This is a genomic window from Longimicrobium sp. (assembly GCF_035474595.1).
Taxonomy (GTDB): Bacteria; Gemmatimonadota; Gemmatimonadetes; order Longimicrobiales; family Longimicrobiaceae; genus Longimicrobium.
In genome coordinates this window covers 125,488-147,964 of sequence record NZ_DATIND010000155.1, presented here as the reverse complement: position 1 = coordinate 147,964, position 22,477 = coordinate 125,488, and the positions used below count along the sequence as shown (strand labels likewise).

The following is a 22,477-nucleotide window of genomic DNA, read 5'->3' as shown; positions in this document are numbered from 1 at the left end:
TCGGGATCACCGAAAAGCTTTCAGGACGGGGGGATGGAGAAAACTCGGTCGATGAGAACCTTCGACGCAATGGGGAGGCATCCTGCCCGCCTGGCTGGCCTCTTCCCCCGGCCCCTCCGCCCGCTCCGCGGGGGAGGGGAGAACTCGGCGTGGAATCTAGCGCCGGCTGTCGATTCGAATCTCCCGATCCCCATCTCCCGTCACGCCGGCGGCGGTCCCGGCTGCTGCGTGGCCAGGCGCGGCGCGGGGATGGACTGGAGGAGGCCGCGGAGGCGGTCGTCCACGCGCTGGCCCTCGACCTCGGCCTCGGGGGTGAGCACCACGCGGTGGCGCAGCACCGGGCCGGCCAGCGACTTCACGTCGTCCGGGGTGACGAAGTCGCGGCCGGAGAGCAGGGCCTCGGCGCGCGCGGCCAGGAACAGCGCCACCCCCGCGCGCGGGCTGGCCCCCAGCGCGAAGCTCGGCTCCTCGCGGGTCGCGCGGACGATGCGGGTGATGTAGTCGCGCACCACGGGCTCCACGTGCACCGCCGCCACCGACTGCCGCAGCCGCACCAGGTCGCCCGAGGAGAGGACCGGCTGCACGCCGTAGGTGTCGGGCCGGTCGGCGCTGAAGCCGCCGGCGTAGCGGTCCAGGATGGCGCGCTCGGCGTCGGCGGCGGGGTAGTCGACCGTGATCTTCAGCAGGAAGCGGTCGAGCTGCGCCTCGGGGAGCGGGTAGGTGCCCTCGTACTCCACCGGGTTCTGCGAGGCGAACACGGTAAAGCCCACCGGGAGCGGGCGCGTCTTCCCGTCGACCGTCACCTGCCGCTCCTGCATGGCCTCGAGGAGCGCGGCCTGCGTCTTGGCGGGGGCGCGGTTGATCTCGTCCGCCAGCAGCAGGTCGGCGAAGATGGGACCAGGGTGGTAGACGAACTCCTTCTTCAGCTCGTCCAGCACGTTCACGCCCACCAGGTCCGTCGGCATCAGGTCCGGGGTGAACTGCACGCGCCCGAAGCGCAGGTCCAGCGCCAGCGCCAGCGAGCGGATGGCCAGCGTCTTGGCCGTTCCCGGCACGCCCTCGATCAGCGCGTGCCCGCCGGCCAGGAGCGCCACCATCATCTGCCGCAGCATGGCGTACTGCCCCAGCACCACGCCGTCCAGCCGCTCCAGCACCTCGTGCGCGCGGCCCGCCTCGGCCGGGGGGGTGCCCATCAGGGTGCTCACGTTCGCGAAACCTCGTCCAGGTAGCGGTCCACGTCGCGGGAAAGCGCCACCAGGTCGGCGCTCCGCCCCTTCCTCCACTCCGCCTCCAGCACCCGCGCCGCCTCGCCCGCCGTGGGGTGGCTGGACAGGCGCCGCAGCAGCTCGGCCTCGGCGGCCGGCGTGTGCGGCGTGCGCCGGCCCAGCCGCCGCGCCATTCCCGCCAGCAGCAGGCGGCGCGCGGTGTCGCGGGCGCCCGCCTGCCGGTACGCGCCGGCCAGCGCCTCCACGTGCTCCAGCGGCGAGCGCCGGCGCGCGGGGGGCGACGGCAGCGGCCGCCCGAAGCGGCGCCCCACCAGCAGCAGCACGCCCAGGATGGCGGCCATCACCTGCAGCGCCGCGTGCCCGGCACGCTCGCTGGCCAGGAAGCGCGCGGTGCCGCGGACCACGCTGCCGCCGCTCTTGAAGCCGTGGTGGTACTCGTCGAACCAGAGGGTGCGCCCCCCCGCCGCGTCCACCGCGGTGCGCGCGAAGAGCTCGGCTGCGTGGCTGGACTTCAGCCGCGTGTTGGTGAGCGGGAGCGCGTCGGCCCAAGCGATCACCCGCCCGCGCCCCAGCCGGTAGTCGATCACCACCGGATACCCGCCGGAGCTGGCCAGCACCTTCGCGTTCCGCATCCCCGGCGTGCCGCTCTCGAAGCCGAAGCGGAAGCCGTCCACCGTGGTGACCCCTTCCGTCAGCGGCCCCGGCTCGGCGGTGGCGACGGCGCCCTCGCCGGCCACGCCGCCCGCGATGTACGTGGTGGCGATCCCCAGCGAGTCGCCCACCTCGTCCTCGCCCATCCCGGCGGCATAGAGGAGCGTGCCGCCGCCGCGCACCCACGCCGCCAGCCCGTGCAGCTCGCCCGGCGAGGGGTTGGCCGACGGCGCCAGCAGCACCAGCGGGCCCGCCAGCGAGTCGGCGTCCACGTACGCCTGCAGGCGGCGGTCGGAGGGGATCTTCAGCTCCACCAGCACGTCGCGGAGCGCGCGGGTGCCGTGGGGCGTGGCGAGGTAGGTGGAGGCGCGGCGGTCCGATCCCCCCGGCCCCGCCCCCGACCCGCCGCCCGCGAGCAGGGTGAGGAGAACCACCCCCACCAGGATGGCGACGAGGATCAGCACGTCGCGGCGGCTATTCACCGGCGGTTCCCTCGGCCACGGCGGCGCGCAACCGCTCCCACCCGTCCATGTCCAGCGCGCGCCCGCCGAAGGCCACCGGCTCGAACACGCCCAGGAATGTGCCCAGCGCGTGCGAGGCCCGGGCGTTGCCGCGCGCCTCGATGCGGTAGTCGCCCGGCGTCTTGCTGGCATCGAAGCGGACGACGCTGAGCGCGTCAAGCCGCAGCAGCAGCGCCTGGTAGAGCGCGGCGGCGGCCTCGCGCAGCTTTCCCTCGGCGGCCAGGCGCGCGGCCTCGGCCTCCCAGTCGGTGGCGGTGCGCGGCTTCGACAGCTTCCCGCTCTTCGCCGCGGGCTCCTCGTCGCGGGCGCGGCGGACGGCCTTCCACACCAGGTACGCGATGGCCGCGGCCACGGCCAGCGTGAGCCCGCCCACGATGGTCCAGTACAGCGGCGGCGAGGTGTTGCGCAGGTTGGCGACCGACCCCATCCACCGGCCGATGCGCTCGAAGAAGCGGCCCACCTGCTGCCAGAACCACTCGCCGAAGCCGTGGCGCTCCTCGAACTCGGGCCGCTGGTACACGGTGGCGACCGCCTTCCGCACGTCGGCGGCGGTGGGGAGCGGCGCGGGCACGGCTACGCCCTCCGCGCGGCGGGGCGCGCGGCGGGGCGCGCGGCGCGGCCGGGGGCGGCCGGGCAGGTGCGGCGGCGAGGGGTCACGGGTGGCGGTGCGGACGGCGCGGGAACGCGGGGGCCGGGCGCGCGAACGGTGCGGCGCACGGGGGGGCGGAAGCTATGCGGGGGCGCGGAGCGTGTCAATTCGCATCCAAAGGAGCGGCCGGAGGATGGTGACGCCCGGCCGCCGCTCGATGATGGCGTCGGCTCACCCCCAGCGGGGGATGGGGCGGCCGGCGGGGACGGGCGCGGGAACGACGTCTTCGACTGGCGCGCCGGGGAGGGCGTTCAGCGCCTCGGTCATCATCTGCACGTCGAGCGCTTCGGTGCGCACGCGGCGGTCGTAGTACAGCAGCACCTTGCACCCCAGCCAGAAGGGCACGATCAGCGTGTTGGACAGCCCGGACAGCACCTGCCCGCTGATGTAGACGGCCTTCCCCGCGGTGGTTTCGGGGCCCAGGATGAGGGCGCCGAGCGAGAAGCCCATCGACATGGCGTAGCTGGGGAGCGACTGCAGCATGAACACCACGAAGCCGATCACCAGCACCTCCAGCCAGCCGCCGGAGATCAGCTGCCAGGAGCGGGAGATGGCCTGGAGGGGCCCGCGCCGCTCCAGCACCACCGCGGGGATGACGGCGAAGAGCGACGCCAGCATCACGATCATCCCGATCATGAACGCGAAGAAGCCCAGGAAAGCCAGGATCCAGACGAGCAGGAGGGCCGCGCCCAGCGGAAGCACCTGCTCGGCCCCGCGCCGGATCGCCTGGCCGGTGCTCACCGGCTGCCCGGTGTAGGCGCGCGAGAACTGCCAGGTCACGCCGCCCACAATCACAACCAGGCTGATCAGGACCAGCGGCACCAGCACGGCCAGGATGAGAACGGGCGCGTTGTCGCCGGTGAGCGCGCCCGCCGCCGCCATCGCGCCCACCACGGCAACGATGGGGAGTTGCGGGAGGAGCGCGGTCAGGAAGAGCGAGGTGAAGTTGCGCCGGTAGATGCCGAACGCGCCGTCCAGGATCTCGCCGATGCCGAGCGGGCGAAGCTGGGAGAATGCCATGAAAGTGGGACTCGCGGATGGGTGGGCGAAACCGCCGCCGGAGAGGCTCTGGAAGCTAGACAGGCGCTCCGGACCGGTCAAGCGCGGGAAACGGATGACGTGGGGCAGTGCACCTCACCGGAATATTGCCTTTCGCGCCAATCGATCTAAAGTATACGGACGCTCTCTCTCGCCGTGATACTTCCGCTGAGAGGCAACATGGGACGACATCGAAGGGCTCTGCTGGTCGCGGCGATGCTGCTGGCCGCCAGTGGCTGCGAACAACCAGGCCGGGGAATCACGATGACGGCACCGCCACCGAAGCCACTGCGGCTCGCGACGCCGACGCAGGGCTATCACCTGGATGCGGCGGCGCGGGCGAAGGTGCCGCCGGGAATCGACGCGTCCGCGCTGGAACGGCTGCTGGCGAGCGTGGTTCCGGAGCGGCGCGATGAGATCCTGGCGTACTTCCAGGTGCCGCCGGACCGCCCGGACCGCGGCTACCTGATGCGCATCGACGATCCCGAGCTGCAGGCGATCCTTGAAGAGGTTTGGGCGCCAATGTGGGACCACGCCGGCGCCACGGATGCCCAGCTCGCCGAGCACGCATTCCCGTTTCCCGGACGCGAGATCGCGCTTGCACGCCGCGCCGCCGCGCGCGACACCGCCCGTCATTGATTCGAAGTCCAGCACTTGATCTCCGGCGTAGCGAGGAACTATGAGAGGCACGCGACTTCTCGCATTTGTTACGGGTCTATTCGCATGCTGGGGAAGTGCGGCAGCGCAGGGATTGCCCCCGCTGCCACTGGGGGGATACTACATCAGCTGCCCCTCCGGCCTGAATGGGACCTTCTACCTCTGGGCCTATCTGCCCTACAAGGGCCACGAATGGGAGACGGCGTGGTATGCCACCTCGATGGCACGGCCGCTCCCCGGACTTGCGTGGTACGCGCCGGTCGGCAGGGCCGACCTCGTTTCCACCGACGGAAAGGCCAAGTGGACCAACGCCCAGGTCCAGGTGCAGTGCTGGATCTACAACGACGGCAGAATCATCGCGTATCACTTCGACCCGTACCGATACAGCGGCACAGTGACCGAATGCGCCTCCGGCGGAGGCAGCCCCGGCGGAACCGGGTTCACCGACGTCGGCATGGACCCGGGCTATGATCCGTACGGCACGTTCGACTCCGGCGGAGGCTCGTGCGACGGCTCAGCCGGAACCTCGGGAGATAGTGGCGGCGGGGTAGTTTGCCACACCGAATACATCTACATCGAGATCTCGTATGACGGCGGAATCACCTGGCAGACATGGTGGGAAGGAGAGGCAAAAGTATGCGAGTAACCACCTGCCGACCGGGGAATCAGCCAATGCAGAAATGCCGAAACGTCGTCATGGCTGGATTTGCCATGCTCCTCCTTGCGGCGTCGAGCGTTGTCCTGAACGCGCAGGGAGCGGCATCGCCGCCTGAGGGCAGGAGGCCACGAGTACCCGTCACGGTGGTGCTTCAGGACACCGCCGCACCGGCGGCCGGTTTTCGCATCATCCGCCGGGTGGACCAGCTCCCGCGGGACGTGATCCTGCTGACCGGTTCGGCCGATGCGGAAACGCTCTCTGAGGCTGTGCGCAACCTGCTGATGGTGCGGATGGCCGGCGGCGACACGGCCGTCACGGCGGGAGAGGTTCGCGTCCGGCGAGCCGCACCATCGCATGCGACGGTGCGGCCGTATCCGTGGGCAGAGCGGGTGCTGCGCGACCTCCACGCGGCACCGCCGCAGGAGGTCGCGGGAATCGGCTTGGCCAGGGCCGTTCAGATCTGGTTCCCGCCGCAGCACCACCGCGCGGCACCCTAGCGGCCCGGGAGATCAGCGATCACCGGATCGTCACGGGCACGGAGTCGCTGGCGGCGCCGGGGATGGGCTGGTGGGAGGCGTCGGACCAGTAGAGGCGGACGTTCGCGGCGCCGGCGGGGAGGCGCGGCAGGGTCCAGCGGTAGCGCGTGCCGCCGGCCGGCTGCACGTCCGCGGTCCCCGGCATCAGCTCGGTGGCGCCGATGCGGGCGTGCACGTGGCGGCCGGCAGCGGGGTCGGAGCCGTCGGGGCGCAGCGTGGTGCGCGCGTTGAAGGTGACCACCATCGGCTGGTCCACGTCGGCGCCGGGGCGCGGGTCCTCGATGGTGATGCGCGGCGCGCGGTCGACCCTGGTCGCATCCGCGCCGCCGCCGCGGAACAGAAAGAACACGGCCAGCACGATCGCGATCGCCGCGACGGCGCCGTAGACCCTGTCGGTGGTGGAGAGGCGCCCGCCCGAATCTCTGTCCGTCATCCCCAATCTCTTTCTTCCCGAAGCACTTGCGTCACGAGCGCGGGGAAGATGCGGCCCGGCCGGGCGGCGCGCGAGGGGGCATCTCCCCACAGGTTGCCGCGGGCGCGCGCGGGGGGTTAGCTTCGGGCCATGCGCCGCATCGTCCAGCTCCTGTTCCTGCTCGCCTTCGCCCTCACCCGGGCGGCGGCCGCGCAGTGCCCCATGGCCCCCCCGGCCGCGGACGGCGCGGAGCGCGCGATGCATCACGGCGCCGCGCACGACGCGATGCACGGCCCCGCGCATCGCCCCGCGTCCCATCATTCCGACGAGCCCGCGCACCGCGCCGACTGCGGCGTGGTGATGCAGTGCGGCCTCGCGGCCGTCTCGTCCGGCACCACGGTGGACGCGCCCGTCCCGATCGACCCGGCCGCGGCGCCCGCCCAGGCGTCCGATCTCTACGCATCTCCCTGCATCGCAACGCTCTCCCCTCCTCCGCGAGGCGCGATCCCGGCCTGATCGTGCGCCCGTGACCCGGGCGCGGAAACCGTGGATTTCGCACCAACGAGAGTGGAGATGAGGATCGAGAAGCTGGCCGCGGCCCTGCTGTTCGGGGCCGCCGCCGCCGCACCCGCGCGCAGTTCCGCGCAGGTGCGGCCGGACACGTCGCACGCCGCCCACGCGCACCCGCCGGCGGACACCGCGCACGCGGCGATGCATCCCCCCGCGCCCGCGGACACGACGCACGCGGCGGGGAACGCCCACGCGGGGCACGACATGGGCGCGATGCCGGGGATGCAGATGCCCCGCGACACGCTCCCCACGCCGATGCAGCACGCGGGGCTGCACGACGCCATGAGCGGCCGCCGCCACGCGGGGATGAAGCACGAGATGCTGATGCGGCAGCTGGGCGGCGGCTGGCAGCTCCTGGGGATGGCGCAGGCGTTCGCCATGACGACGGGAGCCGCGCCGGGCGACGCGGACAGCCCGCTGCACGAGACGGAATCGTACCTCACCCAGCCCGCGGTGATGGTGAACGTGCTGAGCCCGGGCGCCACGCTCGCCCTGCGGACCACGCTGAACCTGGAGGCGCTCACCCAGCCGCGGGGCGAGATCACCTACGGCGGGTGGGGCGAGGGATTCATCGACCGGCGCCACCCGCACACCTTCCTGCACGAGGCGATGGTGAGCCTCAATCTGTGGAACGTCGCGGGCGGCGCCTTCTCCCTCTCCGCCGGGAAGGGGTTCGCGCCGTACGGGACCGACGACCCCATGTCGCGCCCGGTGGCGAAGTATCCCACCAACCACCACCTTTCGCAGATCCTGGAGCGCTGGACACTGAACGGCCAGTGGCTCTCCGGCCCGTGGAGCGTGGAGGCGGGCGTGTTCGGCGGGCAGGAGCCCGACGGGCCGTGGGACGTGGGGAACATCACCTCCTTCGGCAACTCGTTCTCCGGCCGCGTGACCCGCCGCTTCGGGGGGACGGGGACCACCGCGCCGTGGGAGCTCTCCGCGTCGTTCGGCAGCGTGGGCGAGAGCCACGAGGGGACGACGGAGCGCACCGCACTGTACAACGCCAGCATCCGCCACTCCGGGTCGCACTCGTTCGGCGGGATCTACGCCATGGCCGAGGCGTCGGTGAGCGACCCGGCGCACGGCGGCGGCTTCTTCTCCGTGCTGGGCGAGACGCAGGTGCGCATCGCGCGGCACCGCCCGTACTACCGCGTGGAGCTGGCCACGCGGCCGGAGTACGCGCGGCTGGGCGCCGTGGGGTCGGACGCGTTCTTCCGCTACGACCACGACACCGAGCCGGTGGGCGCCAGCCGCTGGCTGATCAGCTCGCTGGGCTACGAGTACGACCTGTCCGGCGGCGGCGTGGCCACGCGCCCGTTCGTGGAGGTGCAGCGGAACCACGTGGCCCGCCAGCGCGGCGCCGTCCCCTCGGTGCTGCTGGAGCCGGGGGACTTCTGGGCCGTGTCCGCCGGCTTCCGCCTCTTCTTCGGCGGCGGGCCCATGCGGATGGGGAGCTACGGCGCGCTGGACGACATGACCCTGATGCACCACCCGCTCGGCGGGATGGATTCCATGGCCGGGATGACCGACTCGCACTGATGCCCCGCTCGCTCGCCCCCTTCCGCGCGGCCGCCGCGGCCGCGCTCCTGTCCGCCACGCTGGTGCGCCCCGCCCCCGCGGCGGCGCACACGCGGCTCCAGTCGTCCCGCCCCGCGGACCACGCCGCGGTGGGCGACACGCTGCGCACTCTCCATCTCCGGTTCAGCGAGGCCGTCGCCCCGGCGATGTCCGTGCTGGAGCTGCGGCTGGGCGATTCGGTCGTCGCGCGCGGGGCGATGCGCGGCGATCCGGCGGACGCGAACGCGCTCGATTTCGCCCTCCCCGGCCGCCTCTCGCCCGGCGGCTACGTGGCGAGCTGGCGCGCGGCGTCGGCGGACGGGCACGTGGTCCGCGGCACCCTGGCGTTCACGGTCGAGGCGGCGGAGCCCGCGCCGGCCATCGCCGCGGCATCCGGGTTCGCGCCGCGGGGCGACGTCGCGCCGGGTGACGGGCAGCCCTCGGCGGACGCGGGGGCGATGGAGGACGAGGGGGATTCGGATGCCGCGGCGCCGCTCCCGGTGGCGGTGCGGTGGATGGAGTTCCTGGCGCTGCTGGGGATGATCGGCTCCGTGTCCTTCCATCTCCTCGTCATCCGCCGGCTGCGGGGCGGGGAGATGGAGAAGGTGGCGGACCGCGCGGAGTACGGCGTGTGGTACCTGGCCGCCGCCGCCGCCGCGCTCTCGCTGCTGACGCTGCTCGCGCGGCTCTGGCTGCAGAGCGTGGCCCTGAACGGCGCCGCCGACGCCTTCGACGGGGAGATGCTGAACGCGCTGCTCACCGGCACCGTGTGGGGGAGCGGGTGGATCCTGCAGGCGCTGGCGACGGTGGCGTTCTTCCTGGGATTGATGGTGGCGCGGGCGCCGCACGGGCGATCGGTGGGGTGGATGGGCTCCGCGGTGGCCGCGCTCCTCCTGGCCGCCGTCCCCGCGCTCAGCGGCCACGCGGCTGCGGAGGAGCGGCTGACCGCGCTGGCGATCGCGTCGGACTGGCTGCACGTGCTGGGCGCCGGCGTCTGGCTGGGAACCTTGGCGGCGGTAATGCTGGCCGGCCTCCCCGCCGCCGCCTTTGCCGGCGAGGGGAAGGCGACGGCGGACTTCGCGCGCATCGTGGCGGTGTTCTCGCCGGTGGCGCTCGCGGGGGCGGGGCTGGCGGGCGCGACGGGGGTGGTCAACTCGCTCTTCCACATCACCGCCATCCCGGACCTGTGGCGCACCGGGTACGGGGTGATGCTGCTGGCCAAGCTGGCGCTGCTGGCCATCGTCGGCGCGATCGGCTTCTACAACTGGCGCTTCGTCCTCCCCACGCTGCAAGCCTCCGAATCGCCCTCGCGGCTGCGGCGCACGGCCGGGGCGGAGCTCGCCGCCGGCCTCCTCGTCGTCCTCGTGACGGCGATCCTCGTCGCGCTCCCGCCTCCCTGAGTCTCCCTCTTCTACCGAAATCCAGCGATGCCAGGAGAACGGGCCGAATCGAGGCAGCAAGAAACGGACGTCATCCTGAGGCCGGCCACGCCGCAACCTGCGTACACACAATAAGTTGCAGGCCGAAGGATCGATAATCGCCCTGCACGTGAGCCGGTAAGACGCACCCAGGGCTCGGATGCGTCTCCCCCGACTCACGTGCGACACCGGCTATGGATCCTTCGGCCTGCAAATGCTTGTGTGGACTCGGATGATAGTGTGGCCGCCTCAGGATGACGTCTTTTGTGTACGATTTGATGCCAGTGCCGCGCCGATGCAGGATGGCAGCGACTCGCAGCCTGCGCAGCAGCCTTTCCGTCTTCACCCGCCCTTCCGCATTGCGGCGCCGCAAAACCGTCGGCATCATCCCCGGCTCGCAGCCGTCCGTTCCCGCACAGCCGTGGCCCTGATGCACAAGCGGATCATCGCCGGAATCCTGGCGCTCGCCCTGGCATGCGGCGCGCCGGCCGCGCGCGCGCAGATCGTCACGCGGCCGCACCTGGACTGGCGGACGGTGCGCACGGAACACTTCACCGTGCACTACCCGGTGGAGATGGAGGCGTGGACGCTGGACCTGGTGCCGCGCCTCGAGGCCATCCACGCCGAGGTCGCCGCGATGGTGGGCTACGCGCCCGCCGCGCGCGTCACCATCGTCGTCGAGGACCCCTCCGCCGCGGCCAACGGCTTCGCCTTCCCCTTCCTGGACGAGCCGGCCATCGCCCTGTGGCCCACACCGGCGGACCCGCGCTCGGCCCTCGGCAGCACCCGCGACCCGGCCGAGCAGCTGGCGGTGCACGAGTTCGCCCACATCGCCCACCTCGCCCGCCCGCCGCGCAACCCGCGCCAGCGCCTGTTCGTCCGCCTGGCGCCGGTGAAGCTGGGGCCCCTGGCCGTGAAGGCGCCGCGCTGGCTGAGCGAGGGATACGCAACGTACGTGGAGGGAAAGCTGACCGGGAGCGGGCGGCCGTACAGCGTGGTCCGCGCGGCCGTGCTGCGGCAGTGGGCGCTGGAGGGAAAGCTGCCGCGCTACGAGCAGCTGAGCGCCGCGCAGGGGTACTACGGCGGGTCGATGGCGTACCTGGCCGGGTCGGCGTTCCTGGAGTGGCTCGTCCAGCAGCGCGGCGAGCCCAGCCTGCCCAACCTGTGGCGGCGGATGAGCGCGCGGCGCGACCGGACCTTCGACGCGGCGTTCGCGGGCGTGTACGGCGGCACCCCGGCGGAGATGTACGGCCGCTTCACCGTGGACGTGACCGAGCGCGCGCTGCAGGCCCGCAACGCGCTTCGCACCGCCGGCCTCGCCGTCGGCGACACCGTGCAGCGGCTGAACTGGGGAACGGGCGACCCCGCCGTTTCGCGCGACGGGCGGTTCATGGCCATCGTCCTCCGCGGCGCCACGCCGGCCGCGTCGCGCGTGGTCGTCTGGAGCACCGCGGACGCGCGCGTAGACTCGGCGGCGCAGGCGCGGGCGGACAGCGCGCTCCTGGCGCACGACCCCGAGGACGTGCCGGACATCCCGGGCCGCCACCCGGGGAAGCGCGCGCTGGCCACGCTCTTTCCCGTGAACGGCCGCCCGCACGACGCGCCGCGCTTCCTCCCCGACGGCAGCGGCATCCTGCTCACCCGCAACGAGCCGCTTGGCGACGGCGCCGTCCGCCCGGACCTGTTCGTGTGGGACTGGCGAAGGAAGACGCTGCGCCGCGTCACCCGCGGCGCGTCGCTGCGCTGGCCGGACCCGGCGCCGGATGGGCGCACGGCCGCCGCCGTCCAGTGCACGGGCGGCATCTGCGGCGTGGTGACGGTGGACCTGGCCACCGGCGCGGTCCGCACCCTGGTGGCCGCGCGGCCGAACCGCGTCTACTACCGCCCGCGCTGGTCGCCGGACGGGCGCGGCATCGCCGTGGCCGTGCAGGAGGGGCGGCGCTGGGCGATGGTGATGGTGGACGCCGCGACCGGCGCCGAGCGCCGCATCGGCCCCGACGACGGCGCCAGCCGCTACGACGCCGCCTTCCTCCCCGGCGGCCGCGCGCTGGTCGAGGTCTCCGAGCGTGGCGGGATCGCCAACGTGGAGACGCTGGACCTGGCGACGGGGGAGACGCGCACGCTCACCCGCGTCACCGGCGCGGCGGCGGCGCCGGAGCCGCAGGACAGCGGCCGCGTCTTCTACCTCGCCCTGCACGCGCGGGGGATGGACCTGATGCGCATCCCGCTGGCGGGCGCCGCGGCGGGGCCGCTGGTCGCGCTGGACACCACGCTGGTCCCCGCCGCGCCGCGCGTCGCCGTCAGCGAGCCTGACACGCTCGGGCGCGGACCGCTGCCGCCATCGCACGCATACGGGCTGGGGCCGCGGCGCAACCGGCTGTTTCCCACTGCGGTGGTGGATGCGGACGGCGGATCGGCGGGGCTGGTGCTGCTGAACGCCGATCCCGTCGGCCGCCTGAGCGCCCTCCTCCGCGCCGCCGGCGGGGACGCGGGGATGCCGCGGGGCGCGGCGCTCAATCTCGTCTACCGCCGCTGGATTCCGTCCGTCGGGCTGGACCTGTTCGGGATGCGGCATCGCCCGTCGCAGCTCCGCAGGTCGCTCGTCTCCGCCGCGGATTCGCTGGACGCGGACTACGCCGGGGCGACGCTGTTCGCCGAGCAGCCGTGGGGCGGGTCGGCGCTGCGGCGGCGGCTGCGCGGCGGCGTATCCGCGGGGGCGCTGGACCTGCGCGGCGGGGGGACGTCCGCGCGAACGCTGGCCTTCGCGGAGGCGCAGGGCGGGCTCACGCAGTCGCGCGGCGCGCAGGCGCTCTCCCTCTCCGCCGCGATGAACGGCACGGTGGGGCGCACGGGCGGCGAGTCGTGGGCGCGCGGGCTGGGCTCCGTCGCGGCAGGGGTGGGGCTCTTCGGGCTGAACGCGCGCGGGCAGCTGACCTACGGGCGCGTGTCGGGCGATGCGCCGGCGTGGGAGCGGTTCGTGGCCGGCGGCGCGCGCGGGCAGCTCTTCGACGAGGCCATCCTGTCACAGCGCATCCCGCTCCCCGCCGCGCGCTTCGGCATCGTTCAGGGAAGGGAGATGCGGATGTTCCGGGTGAGCACCGATCTCGGCCTGCTGACGCCGTACCTGGCCGGCGTGGGCGCGGGCGGGGGATGGTGGGACGGCTGGTACCGCGTCGCCGGCGCCGAGGCCGCGTTCGACACGCCGCCGCTGAACGTGCTCCGCATCCCCTCCGTGCGGCTGATGGCGGGCGCCGGCTACCCGCTCGACGCCCCCGACCGCCACAAGCTCCGCCTCTACGCCACGATCGGCTATCGGCCATAGTGACGGAGATTCACGTCCAAATCCCCGCTGACGTCATCCTGAGTCGTCCCCGCGCTGCGCGCGTCCAGGGAGGATGAAAGGAGACTCGGTCGTGAGGTCGATGCCGCGGAATGAGCCGAACAGCCTCGCGCAGTTTGCGAGGCTTCCCGTGGTTGTTGCTGCGACTTTAGTCGCCGGTGAGGGGGCCAGCCCGCGAACTTTCCATTCAGGCCGGCCACGCCGCAACCCGAATCGACACAAGCGGTTGCAGGCCGAAGGATCCATAGCCCGTCCAGCACGTCAGCATGAGTTCGCCGCGAGTCTCTTACCCGATCCGTTCGGACGATGACAAAAAACGACGAAACCGCAGCCGCCATCTCCGGCAGGCTGCGGTTTCGTCTTTGGCATCAACCGAATGCCCGGCGCGCATCCCCGGCTCACGTGCGATCATGCTATGGATCCTTCGGCCTGCAACCGCCTGCGTGGATGCAGCTTGCAGCGTGGTCGGCCTCAGGATGACGTCTTTGTGCGTGGTTCCTGAGACACAGGTGAACGCCCGATCTCAGGACGCAGAAAACCGCAGCCCGCCGTCTCCGGCGGGCTGCGGTTTCTCGTTGCGATCATCCCCCGGTCAGCGAATGGTGCGCAGCTGCCAGCGGGTGAGCGCCTCCCAGTCGTCGTACAGGTTCAGGCTGGGGCGCGCCATCACGCGGGCGCGGATCTCCCGCGCCTGCGCGCGGTCGCCGACCGCCGCGTAGCACTGCGCCAGCCCGCTCAGCACCATCGCCGACTCCTGGTCTGCCGCGCTGAGGTCGGTGAGCGCCTGGGCGCAGCGGCCGCCGGACAGGAGCGCGTATCCGTTCACCACGTGCATGTCGGCCAGCATCTCCGCGCCGCCGTCACGCCGCGCCGCCTGCTCGAACAGGCCGGCGTAGTACACCGCCGAGTCCGCCTTCCCCGCCATCGACCACGCCATCGAGGCCGACGCGTTGCCGTACGGCGAAGCCAGCGCGGGGTCGCCCAGGTTGCCGCTGATCTCGCGCGAGTGGCCCAGCGCGCCGGCGGCCAGCGCCATGCGCAGGTGCATCGCCGCGGCCAGGTCGGGGCGGCCGGCGCGGGCGGCCTCGTCCATCAGCGCCCGCATGGCCAGCCCGGCGTTGCGTTCGTCGCCGTCGTACAGCCAGCTCACGGCCATGGCGTCCATCAGCTGCAGCCGCGCGTCGGCGGTGGGCGCGGTGCGGATGCCCTCGGCCAGGATGGCGCGCGCCTCGGCGCCGCGCCCGTTGCGCTGCGCGTCGGCCGCGCGTGCGTCCACCGAGCCGGCCGCGCCGATGCGGTAGGCCACGCGCGGTGAAGCGGCGGTACGGTTGGAGACGATGGAGGCGGTCGGCTGGGCGCGCTGCTGCCCGGAGGCGGCTTGAGCGCCGAGCGCGAGAGTGGCCGCCGCGAGGGCGACCGGGAGGGATTTTCGGTTCATGGCTCCTCCTCGGGGTCCGGTGGGGGACCCGTTCGGGTGGAGGGCGACGGCAGGCAGGGTGCGGGGGCGTTGCGACGTCGCCGGACCGGGCCGGGAAAAGAGGCCGGCTCCCAGCCTTCAATCTCGCGGCAACGCACCGGAATAGCAACCTTCTGTCCCAATCGTCACGGGCGATGAACACTTCGGACGGTTCCACGCCGGTGCCTGCTACGACGTCACACCCGGTTGCCGCAGGAGCCGCAAGACCCGGGCTCTCACACGAAAAATGCGACTGAAGTCGCGGCTACAACGGCGCGCATTCCGCCTACGCGGACTTCGGATCGTCGTATGACCGGTCGCCGCTTGCGCCCGCGCGGAAGGGCGCCCATCCTCATCCGCATACTGTATACGATTCACCGGGTGATGGGGATGAATCGCCCATCACTCGCCCTGCTCCCGCTCGCCCGGAGGATGGACCCGTGCGCACGCTCCGCCCGCGCATCGCCCTCGTCACCCTTGCCGCCGCGCTCGCCGCCGGGCCCGCGGCCGCGCAGCGCGACTCCGCCAGCGCGTCGCCGCGGCCGGGCGAGGTGCCGCAGCTCCCCGCGTCACCGAATCCCCAGCCAGCGGCGGATACGACCACCTTCGCGGCGCTGCGCTGGCGCAACATCGGCCCGGACCGCGGCGGGCGGACGCAGGCCGTGGCCGGGAGCCGCGCGCGGCCGCTGGAGTACTGGTTCGGCGCCACCGGCGGCGGGGTGTGGAAGACCACCGACGGCGGCACCACGTGGAAGCCGATGACCGACCGCGCGCTCGCCAGCTCGTCGGTCGGCGCCGTCGCCGTCTGCGAGGCCAACCCCGACGTGGTCTACGTGGGGATGGGCGAGACGGAGCTGCGCGGCAACATCATGCAGGGCGATGGGGTGTGGAAGACGACGGACGGCGGGAAGACGTGGACGCACGTGGGGCTCGAGCAGACGCAGGCCATCGCCCGCATCCGCATCCACCCCACCGACTGCGACCGCGCCTGGGTGGCCGCGCTGGGGCATCCGTACGCGCCGAACCCCGAGCGCGGCGTCTACCGCACCGCGGACGGCGGGCGGACGTGGGCGAAGACGCTCTTCCGCAACGATCGGTCGGGCGCCGTGGACCTCGTCCTCACCCCCGGCCGGCCGGACACGATGTTCGCCGCGCTCTGGGAGGTGAGCCGCACCTCGTGGTCGCTCTCCAGCGGCGGCCCCGGGAGCGGCCTCTTCCGCTCGACCGACGGCGGGGCGACGTGGACGGAGATCACGCGCAATGCCGGCCTCCCCGCCGGCACCGTGGGCAAGATCGGCGTCGCGGTGAGCGGCGCGCGGCCGGAGCGCGTGTGGGCGATCGTGGAGGCGCAGGACGGCGGCGTCTTCCGCAGCGACGACGCGGGCGCCACGTGGACGCGGGTGAACGACGAGCGGAAGCTGCGCCAGCGCGCCTTTTACTACACCCGCATCTACGCCGACCCGCGCGACACGGCCACCGTGTACGTGCTGAACGTCGGCTTCCAGAAGTCCACCGACGGAGGGAAGACCTTCCGCCCGGTGAAGGTGCCGCACGGCGACAACCACGACCTGTGGGTCGCGCCCGACGACCCACGCCGGATGATCGAGGGGAACGACGGCGGCGCCAACGTGAGCTGGAACGGCGGCGAGACGTGGACCGAGCAGGACTATCCCACCGCGCAGCTCTACCACGTCGTCACCACGGGCCACTACCCGTATCACGTCTGCGGCGCGCAGCAGGACAACACCACCGTGTGCGTGCCCAGCAACGGCACCGGGCGCGAGTTCTACGCGGTGGGCGGCGGCGAGAGCGGCTACATCGCCGCGCGGCCGGACCAGCCGGACGTGTTCTACGCCGGGAGCTATGGCGGGCTGATGACGCGCTTCGACCGGCGCACGGGCGAGCGGCGGGCCATCAACATCTGGCCCGAGAACCCGATGGGGTACTCGTCGGGCGACATCCGCGAGCGCTTCCAGTGGACTTTTCCCATCGTCCTCGCGCCCCGGAACCCGCGCGTGCTCTACGCCGGCAGCCAGCACCTGTGGCGCTCGGCGGACGAGGGGCAGAGCTGGACCCGCATCTCCCCCGACCTGACCCGCCACGCGCCCGAGACGCTGGGCCCCAGCGGCGGCCCCATCACCCTGGACCAGACCGGGGTGGAGACGTACGCCACGATCTTCACCATCGCCCCGTCCCCCCGCGACTCGATGGTGATCTGGACGGGGAGTGATGACGGCAGGGTGCAGGTGACACGCGACGGCGGGGCCACGTGGACCGACGTGACGCCGCCGGGGCTGGGCGACTTCGCGCGCATCTCGCTGGTCGAGGCCAGCCCGCACGCCGCGGGAAAGGCGTACGTGGCCGCCAACCGCTACCAGATGGACGACCTGGCGCCGTACGCGTACCGGACCGAGGACTTCGGGCGCACGTGGACGAAGATCACGACGGGGATCGCGAATGGCGACTTCCTGCGTGCGGTGCGCGAGGACCCGCGGCGCCCGGGGCTGCTGTTCGCGGGGACGGAGCACGGCGTGTACGTGTCGTGGGACGACGGCGCGCACTGGCGCACGCTGCGGCAGGGGCTGCCGGACGTGCAGGTGGCCGACCTCACCGTGCGCGACAACGACCTGGTGCTGGCCACGCACGGGCGCTCGTTCTACGTGATGGACGACATCTCGCCGCTGCGGCAGGCCGTGTCGCCGGACGCGCCGTCGACGCCGCGCCTCTTCCGCCCGGCGGACGCGGTGCGCACCGGGCGCGGGCTGGTGGTCTACTACGCCCTTCCGCGCCGCGCCGAGCGGGTGACGCTGGACTTCCTGGACGCGCAGGGGCGGGTGATCCGCAGCTTCAGCGGCACCCCGGCCGACAGCGCGCGCGCCGCCCGCCCCCCCGGCGGCCCGCGCGAGGACGATGACGACGACGAGGCGCCCGCGCGGCCGCCGGAGCCCAAGCTGGCGGTGAAGGCGGGGCTGAACCGCTTCACCTGGGACCTGCGCTACCCGGGCGCCGAGGACTTCCCCGGGCTCATCCTCTGGTCGGCGCGGCTGGTCGGCCCGCGCGCCACGCCCGGCGCCTACCGCGCACGGCTGACGGTGGACGGGCGCGAGGTGGGGACGGAAAGCTTCACCGTGGTCACCGACCCGCGCGTCCGCGTGACCCCGGCCGACCAGCAGGCGCAGTTCGCGCTGGCGATGCGGGTGCGCGACCGGACCACGGACGCCAACCGCGGCGTGCTGCTGGTGCGCGGCATCCGCGACCAGGTGAACGAGCGGCTGGCGCACACGCAGGACGCCGCCGTCCGCGCCGCGGCGGACTCGCTGCTCGGCAAGCTCGCGGCGATCGAGGACTCGCTGTACAACCCGCGCCTGCGCAGCAGCCAGGACCCGCTGAACTACCCGATCCGGCTGAACAACAAGATGGCCGCGCTGCTGGGCGTGATCGAGAGCGCCGAGAGCGCGCCGACGCGGCAGACGTACACGGTGTTCGATGACCTGTCGCGCCGCATCGACGCGCAGCTGGCCGCGCTGAACGCCGTCGTCGCCAGCGACCTGCCGCGCCTGAACGCGCTCCTCCGCGCCCGGCGTCTCCCCGAAGTCCGCCCCGAGCCGCAGCGCCCGGCTCCCACGCCTCCACCGGCGCCCAATCGCGGCGAGGAGGAGGACGAGGACGAGGGGTAGCCGGCATCGCCAACGGCAGGCATCACACACGGAGGCACGGAGACGCAGAGTCTGCATCTCCGTGCCTCCGTGTGAATCCCTCTTTTCTATCGGTCCGCGCGAAGGCGGAGGAAGTCGGCGATGCCCTCGATGTGCGCCTCGGCGAGGCGGTCCAGGAAGCCGGGGTCGCGCAGCGCCGCCTCCTGCTCGGGGATCGGCATGTACAGCGACTCCGTCAGGCAGCTCGGCATCCACGTGGGCCGCACCAGCGCCAGGTTACCCCACTTGGCGCCCAGGTCGGGGATCATCGTCACCGCCGCGATCCGGCGGTCCAGCGTGCTCGCGAGGCCGGCCGAGTTGGGCTGGAACCAGTAGGTGCTGGTCCCGTGGTCGCGGAACGGGTTCGCCTCTTCCCCGAACGCGTTGTTGTGCACGGAGAGGAGGAGATCCGCGTTCTCCCGCACCGCCTGCTCCGGCCGCGCCGCGAGGTCCACCGACACGTCCGCCGTGCGCGTCAGGCTCACGACGGCCCCCGCCGCCCGCAGCCGCTCCGCCAGACGGAGGCCGATGGCCAGGTTCGCATCCTTCTCCATGAACCCCGTCGGCCCGATGGTGCCCGCGGGCGGATGCCCGGGGTCGACGACGATGTGGATGCCGCGCAGCGGGTTGGCCGCGTCGATGCGCGGCGGGCGGCGGATGCGCACCACCAGCGTGCCGTCGCGGTCGTAGAACGCCTTGTACCCCCACAGCCAGCGCGACAGCGCCACGTCCACCCGCAGCTCTCCCGGCGCGGAGGCGTCCTGCGTGGCGCCCGCCACGAAGTCGTCCGTCGCCACCCGCAGCTCCGCCGCGCCCGGCTGGCCGTAGACGGTCACGTGCACGCCCGCGCTGTCCGTCGTCACCAGGAAGGGCGCGAAGGCGGCGGGGATGCGCAGCTCCGGCGCTGCCCCGGCCGCCAGCGTGATCGGCCCTCCGATCGCCGGGACCCGCGCCGCGTCGGCGGACGGGCGGACGTTCACCGTGTCGATCCAGGCGACGGTGGTGTCCAGCCGCACGCGGTACTGCGCGCGCCGCCGCTCCAGCAGCTGCAGCCGCGTCCCCCGCGGGAAGAACCAGCGGTACGTCCCCGCCGGCGTCGGCCGCGCGTACACCGCGTCCGAACCCGTCGCCAGCGTGTCGCCGCCGCGGGCGACCGTACCGGTGCGCGGCGTGGCGAACACCTCCGACTCGGCCGGCGCGGCAGGGCGCGCGGCGGCCGAGTCCGTGGCCGGCCCCGCCTCGGTGGCGGTGTCGGAGGTGGCGCGCGGCGCGGCCGCGGCCAGGCGGTACTGGTAGACGGCGTCCGCGCGCTGGCCGTTGCGGAACGCGGAGAGCGTCCAGCGTCCGTCCGCGGGAACGGGGAGGTAGGCCAGGAACGCCCCGTTCGGCGCCACCGGCACCTGCGCGCCGTTGATCGCCAGCGCCGCGCCCCCCGTCCCCACCGTGCCGTACAGGAAGGTCGAGTCTCGCCGCGGCCTGGCCTGCCCCGACTCCGGCGCGATGAGGCGGATGGCGAGCGGCGCGTCGACCGCGGGGATCGGCGGCAGCCCGGAGGTCAGCGGCACGTACGGAAGCGGCGCGGGCGGCCCCGAGGGCGCCGGCCCCGTGGCGGGTGGCGTAGGCTTGCAGGCGGCCGCGAGCGCCAGCACGGCGAGCAGCGTCGATGGACGGAAGACGGTCAACAGCGGATCTCCTGCTCCGAAAGTCCGAATCGCCGCGCCCGCGGACAGGCGGGCGCGGCGATCAGGTGGGGGTGCAAGCGCGGTGCCTCCCGCCCGCATCTCCCCATCTCCAACCCCTTCTTGTTCGATGCACCGAAGCCAGGGACGTCATCCTGAGGCCGACCACGCCGCAACCCGAATCCGCACAAAAACTTGCAGGCCGAAGGATCCATAGCCCGCCGGCACGTGAGACGGGGAGACGCGCCGAGCGGACTGGCCCCCCTCACCGGCGACTGAAGTTGCAGCAACAACTACGGGAAGCCTCGCAAACTACGCGAGGCTCATCCGCTCACGCCGCGGCACCGGCGCTCACGGCCAAGCCGATTGGTACTCGCGCCATCCAGCAACTCGTGTTCATCCACGCACAAAAGCAGCGGTGCCGCGCCCGAAACCGGGCGCGGCACCGCTGTTCATCGTACTTCCGTACTTCCGTACTCTCGTACTTCCGTGGCTCCGTGGAGCCGGAAGCTTACAGCCCGGCGCCCAGCGTGGTGTTGGTCACCGCGCGGTACACGTTCAGGCGGCCGTTGCCGAACTTGGTGTCCACGCCGGCGGTGCCCAGGTCGTCGGCGGTGCTCTGCAGGCGGGTGCGCAGCGCGCTGCCACGCAGGCCCGTCTTCGAGGCGACCGCGGCGGCGGCACCCGTCACCTGCGGGGTGGACATCGAGGTGCCCTGCATGTAGGCGTAGCTGCCGCCGGCCAGCGGGCCGCTGTAGGTGCGGCCGCCCTGGTAGCCCGCCACGATCGCGCTGAAGATGCAGCCGTCCTCGGTGGTGTTGCTGTAGCAGTACCCGCCGGGGGCGCTGATGTCCAGCCCGCTGCCGTACTGCGAGTACGCCGCCAGCGCGTCCTGCCAGGTGGTGGCCGACACCGAGATGGCGTTGGCATCGCAGGCCGGGCAGCCCACCTTGCTGGTGCCGCTGTTGCCGGCGGCCACGATCACCAGGACGTTCTTGCTGGTGGCGTAGCTGATGGCGCTCTTCTCACCCTGGCTCTCGGTGGTCCCGCCCAGCGACAGGTTCATCGCCACCATGTTCGGCTGGTCGGCCGCGGCGCGGATGGCGTTGATGATCGACGAGCTGTAGCAGCCCACGGGGCCGCAGACGCGCTGCACGTACACCTTCACGTTCGGCCCCGCGCCGGTGATGCCGGCCACGCCCACCGTGGTGCCGGCCATGGTGCCGGTGGTGTGCGTCCCGTGGCCCTCGTCGGGGGTGTCGAACGGCGTGAAGTCGCTGCAGGTGGCGCTGCCGTTGCCCGCCGCGGCCTGGCTGTACCAGTCGCAGCCGGCGATCAGGCGGCCGGTGAACTCGGGGTGGTTGAAGTCAACGCCGGTGTCGATCGAGCTGATCACCACCGGGCTGCCGCCCGCCGCGATCCCCTCGATGGCGTCCATGTCGGCGTCGAGCTTGCTGGCGTAGCTGGCCGGGATGGAGCCGGTGTTGCCGTTCGGGTCGTTGTAGAACGACATGTTCAGCCCGCCCGGGTTGAAGAAGGCCCACAGGCGGCTGTCGATGGCGTCCACGTGGCGGATGTAGTTGGGCTCGGCCCACTCCACCTGCGGGTCGGCGGCCAGGCGGGCCGCGGCGGCGCGCTCCTGCCCGTTCTCGACCGACACGATCTGGAAGGCGTGCTTGTAGCCCTCCTGCTGGATCGGCGTGCCCAGCATGCGGGCGGCCGCCACCGTGTTCGTCCCGTCCTTGAACTTCACCAGCACCTGCCCGGGCACCACCGGGTCCACCGACGCCGAGGCGTTGGCGTTCTGCGGGATCAGCGTCTGGTTCGACGGAGTCGCGGGCGTGTCGGAGCAGGCGGCCAGCGCGGCGACGGCGAGCACGCCGACGGCCGTGTTGCGGATGCGGTACATCGACTCTCCTGGGGCAATCCGGTGGGTGTCGTGAACGGGGCGGCCCTGGTGCACGGTGCGGGGCACGCTCCGGGCGGGGGGACGATCGTTCGATTGAGTGCGGCCCCCTTTAAGGCAACGCCAGTGCCACTCGCCGACACGGCACAAAACCCGCATGAACACTGGATTTCTGAATTTTCAGCAGCTTTTTTCACCGCTCTGAAACACATCGCGCCGCACCCTTCTGGTGCACACATCCGCGCAAGCTGGTATTTACAAAGCAACTATCTGTTCCCGAAAACACATTTGTTCCCATCCGCGAATCTGCATAACTATGCGGACGGATGAAAGGTGGAGGTCGGGTGTCTCCCTTTCACTGCGCTCCGGGCGGGGGCTGCGCGCGCGGCAGGCAACGGTCCGACCGTTGCCAACTGCGACGGGCAAGAAAAAGTGCGGAAGTGCGTGAGTGCGGAAGTGCGTTTGCTTTCGTGCGGGTGCCGCGCTCGTGCGAATATCCGACGCACTC

At 72.5% G+C, this 22,477-nt stretch carries 18 protein-coding genes; 10 read left to right on the top strand and 8 right to left on the bottom strand.

Annotation, left to right across the window (positions count from 1 at the left end; all coding sequences use genetic code 11):
• Positions 1-200: 200 nt before the first annotated feature.
• The 4 genes from VLK66_RS26990 to VLK66_RS26975 all read right to left on the bottom strand — a co-directional run bounded on the left by VLK66_RS26990 (position 201) and on the right by VLK66_RS26975 (position 4,067).
• Positions 201-1,193: an AAA family ATPase gene (locus VLK66_RS26990; protein ID WP_414676543.1), complete on the bottom strand. Its 993-nt coding sequence runs from the start codon at positions 1,191-1,193 to the stop codon at positions 201-203.
• An 8-nt stretch (positions 1,194-1,201) separates the two neighbouring features.
• Positions 1,202-2,359, bottom strand: a complete 1,158-nt coding sequence (locus VLK66_RS26985) for a DUF4350 domain-containing protein (RefSeq protein ID WP_325312622.1) — start codon at positions 2,357-2,359, stop codon at positions 1,202-1,204.
• Positions 2,352-2,969, bottom strand: a complete 618-nt coding sequence (locus tag VLK66_RS26980; RefSeq protein WP_325312621.1) for a DUF4129 domain-containing protein — start codon at positions 2,967-2,969, stop codon at positions 2,352-2,354. Before VLK66_RS26980 ends, VLK66_RS26985 begins: the two co-directional genes overlap by 8 nt.
• A 249-nt stretch (positions 2,970-3,218) precedes the next feature.
• Positions 3,219-4,067: a DUF7544 domain-containing protein gene (locus VLK66_RS26975; protein WP_325312620.1), complete on the bottom strand. Its 849-nt coding sequence runs from the start codon at positions 4,065-4,067 to the stop codon at positions 3,219-3,221.
• Between the two features lie 234 nt (positions 4,068-4,301).
• Between VLK66_RS26975 and VLK66_RS26970 the strand changes: the two genes are divergently transcribed.
• The 3 genes from VLK66_RS26970 (at position 4,302) to VLK66_RS26960 (ending at position 5,897) form a co-directional block, all read left to right on the top strand.
• Positions 4,302-4,724: a hypothetical protein gene (locus tag VLK66_RS26970; RefSeq protein WP_325312619.1), complete on the top strand. Its 423-nt coding sequence runs from the start codon at positions 4,302-4,304 to the stop codon at positions 4,722-4,724.
• Between the two features lie 112 nt (positions 4,725-4,836).
• Entirely contained in the window at positions 4,837-5,388 is a 552-nt protein-coding gene (locus tag VLK66_RS26965) for a hypothetical protein (protein WP_325312618.1), read from the top strand.
• Between the two features lie 50 nt (positions 5,389-5,438).
• The gene (locus VLK66_RS26960) at positions 5,439-5,897 is read left to right on the top strand and encodes a hypothetical protein (protein WP_325312617.1); all 459 of its coding nucleotides are present in this window, start codon (positions 5,439-5,441) and stop codon (positions 5,895-5,897) included.
• Between the two features lie 19 nt (positions 5,898-5,916).
• Here the strand turns inward: VLK66_RS26960 and VLK66_RS26955 are convergent, their stop codons facing one another.
• Entirely contained in the window at positions 5,917-6,369 is a 453-nt protein-coding gene (locus VLK66_RS26955) for a hypothetical protein (protein WP_325312616.1), read from the bottom strand.
• Positions 6,370-6,498: 129 nt separating this feature from the next.
• On the opposite strand from VLK66_RS26955, the gene VLK66_RS26950 reads away from it, so the two are divergent.
• From VLK66_RS26950 to VLK66_RS26930, 5 genes are all read left to right on the top strand, one after another.
• Entirely contained in the window at positions 6,499-6,864 is a 366-nt protein-coding gene (locus VLK66_RS26950; RefSeq protein ID WP_325312615.1) for a hypothetical protein, read from the top strand.
• Positions 6,865-6,921: 57 nt separating this feature from the next.
• On the top strand, positions 6,922-8,457 hold the full coding sequence (locus tag VLK66_RS26945) for a hypothetical protein (protein ID WP_325312614.1): 1,536 nt from the start codon (positions 6,922-6,924) through the stop codon (positions 8,455-8,457).
• Complete coding sequence (locus tag VLK66_RS26940; protein ID WP_325312613.1) at positions 8,457-9,875, top strand: copper resistance CopC/CopD family protein; 1,419 nt, start codon at positions 8,457-8,459, stop codon at positions 9,873-9,875. The genes VLK66_RS26945 and VLK66_RS26940 overlap by 1 nt, the downstream gene beginning before the upstream one ends.
• Before the next feature lie 320 nt (positions 9,876-10,195).
• Positions 10,196-10,324, top strand: a complete 129-nt coding sequence (locus VLK66_RS26935; protein WP_325312612.1) for a hypothetical protein — start codon at positions 10,196-10,198, stop codon at positions 10,322-10,324.
• On the top strand, positions 10,324-13,215 hold the full coding sequence (locus tag VLK66_RS26930) for a hypothetical protein (RefSeq protein WP_325312611.1): 2,892 nt from the start codon (positions 10,324-10,326) through the stop codon (positions 13,213-13,215). The genes VLK66_RS26935 and VLK66_RS26930 overlap by 1 nt, the downstream gene beginning before the upstream one ends.
• A 610-nt stretch (positions 13,216-13,825) precedes the next feature.
• On the opposite strand, the gene VLK66_RS26925 is transcribed toward VLK66_RS26930, so the two are convergent.
• Positions 13,826-14,671, bottom strand: coding sequence for a hypothetical protein (locus tag VLK66_RS26925; RefSeq protein WP_325312610.1), 846 nt, complete (start codon positions 14,669-14,671; stop codon positions 13,826-13,828).
• Between the two features lie 458 nt (positions 14,672-15,129).
• Here VLK66_RS26925 and VLK66_RS26920 point away from each other — a divergent pair, with 458 nt between their 5' ends.
• The gene (locus VLK66_RS26920) at positions 15,130-18,366 is read left to right on the top strand and encodes a VPS10 domain-containing protein (RefSeq protein WP_325312609.1); all 3,237 of its coding nucleotides are present in this window, start codon (positions 15,130-15,132) and stop codon (positions 18,364-18,366) included.
• An 86-nt stretch (positions 18,367-18,452) separates the two neighbouring features.
• Here VLK66_RS26920 and VLK66_RS26915 read toward each other — a convergent pair whose 3' ends face one another.
• Both VLK66_RS26915 and VLK66_RS26910 read right to left on the bottom strand, forming a co-directional pair.
• Complete coding sequence (locus VLK66_RS26915; RefSeq protein ID WP_325312608.1) at positions 18,453-20,066, bottom strand: N-acetylmuramoyl-L-alanine amidase; 1,614 nt, start codon at positions 20,064-20,066, stop codon at positions 18,453-18,455.
• 508 nt (positions 20,067-20,574) lie between these two features.
• Entirely contained in the window at positions 20,575-21,972 is a 1,398-nt protein-coding gene (locus VLK66_RS26910; RefSeq protein WP_325312607.1) for a S8 family peptidase, read from the bottom strand.
• A 21-nt stretch (positions 21,973-21,993) separates the two neighbouring features.
• Between VLK66_RS26910 and VLK66_RS26905 the strand changes: the two genes are divergently transcribed.
• Positions 21,994-22,299, top strand: a complete 306-nt coding sequence (locus VLK66_RS26905) for a hypothetical protein (RefSeq protein WP_325312606.1) — start codon at positions 21,994-21,996, stop codon at positions 22,297-22,299.
• The last annotated feature ends 178 nt before the right edge of the window (positions 22,300-22,477 follow it).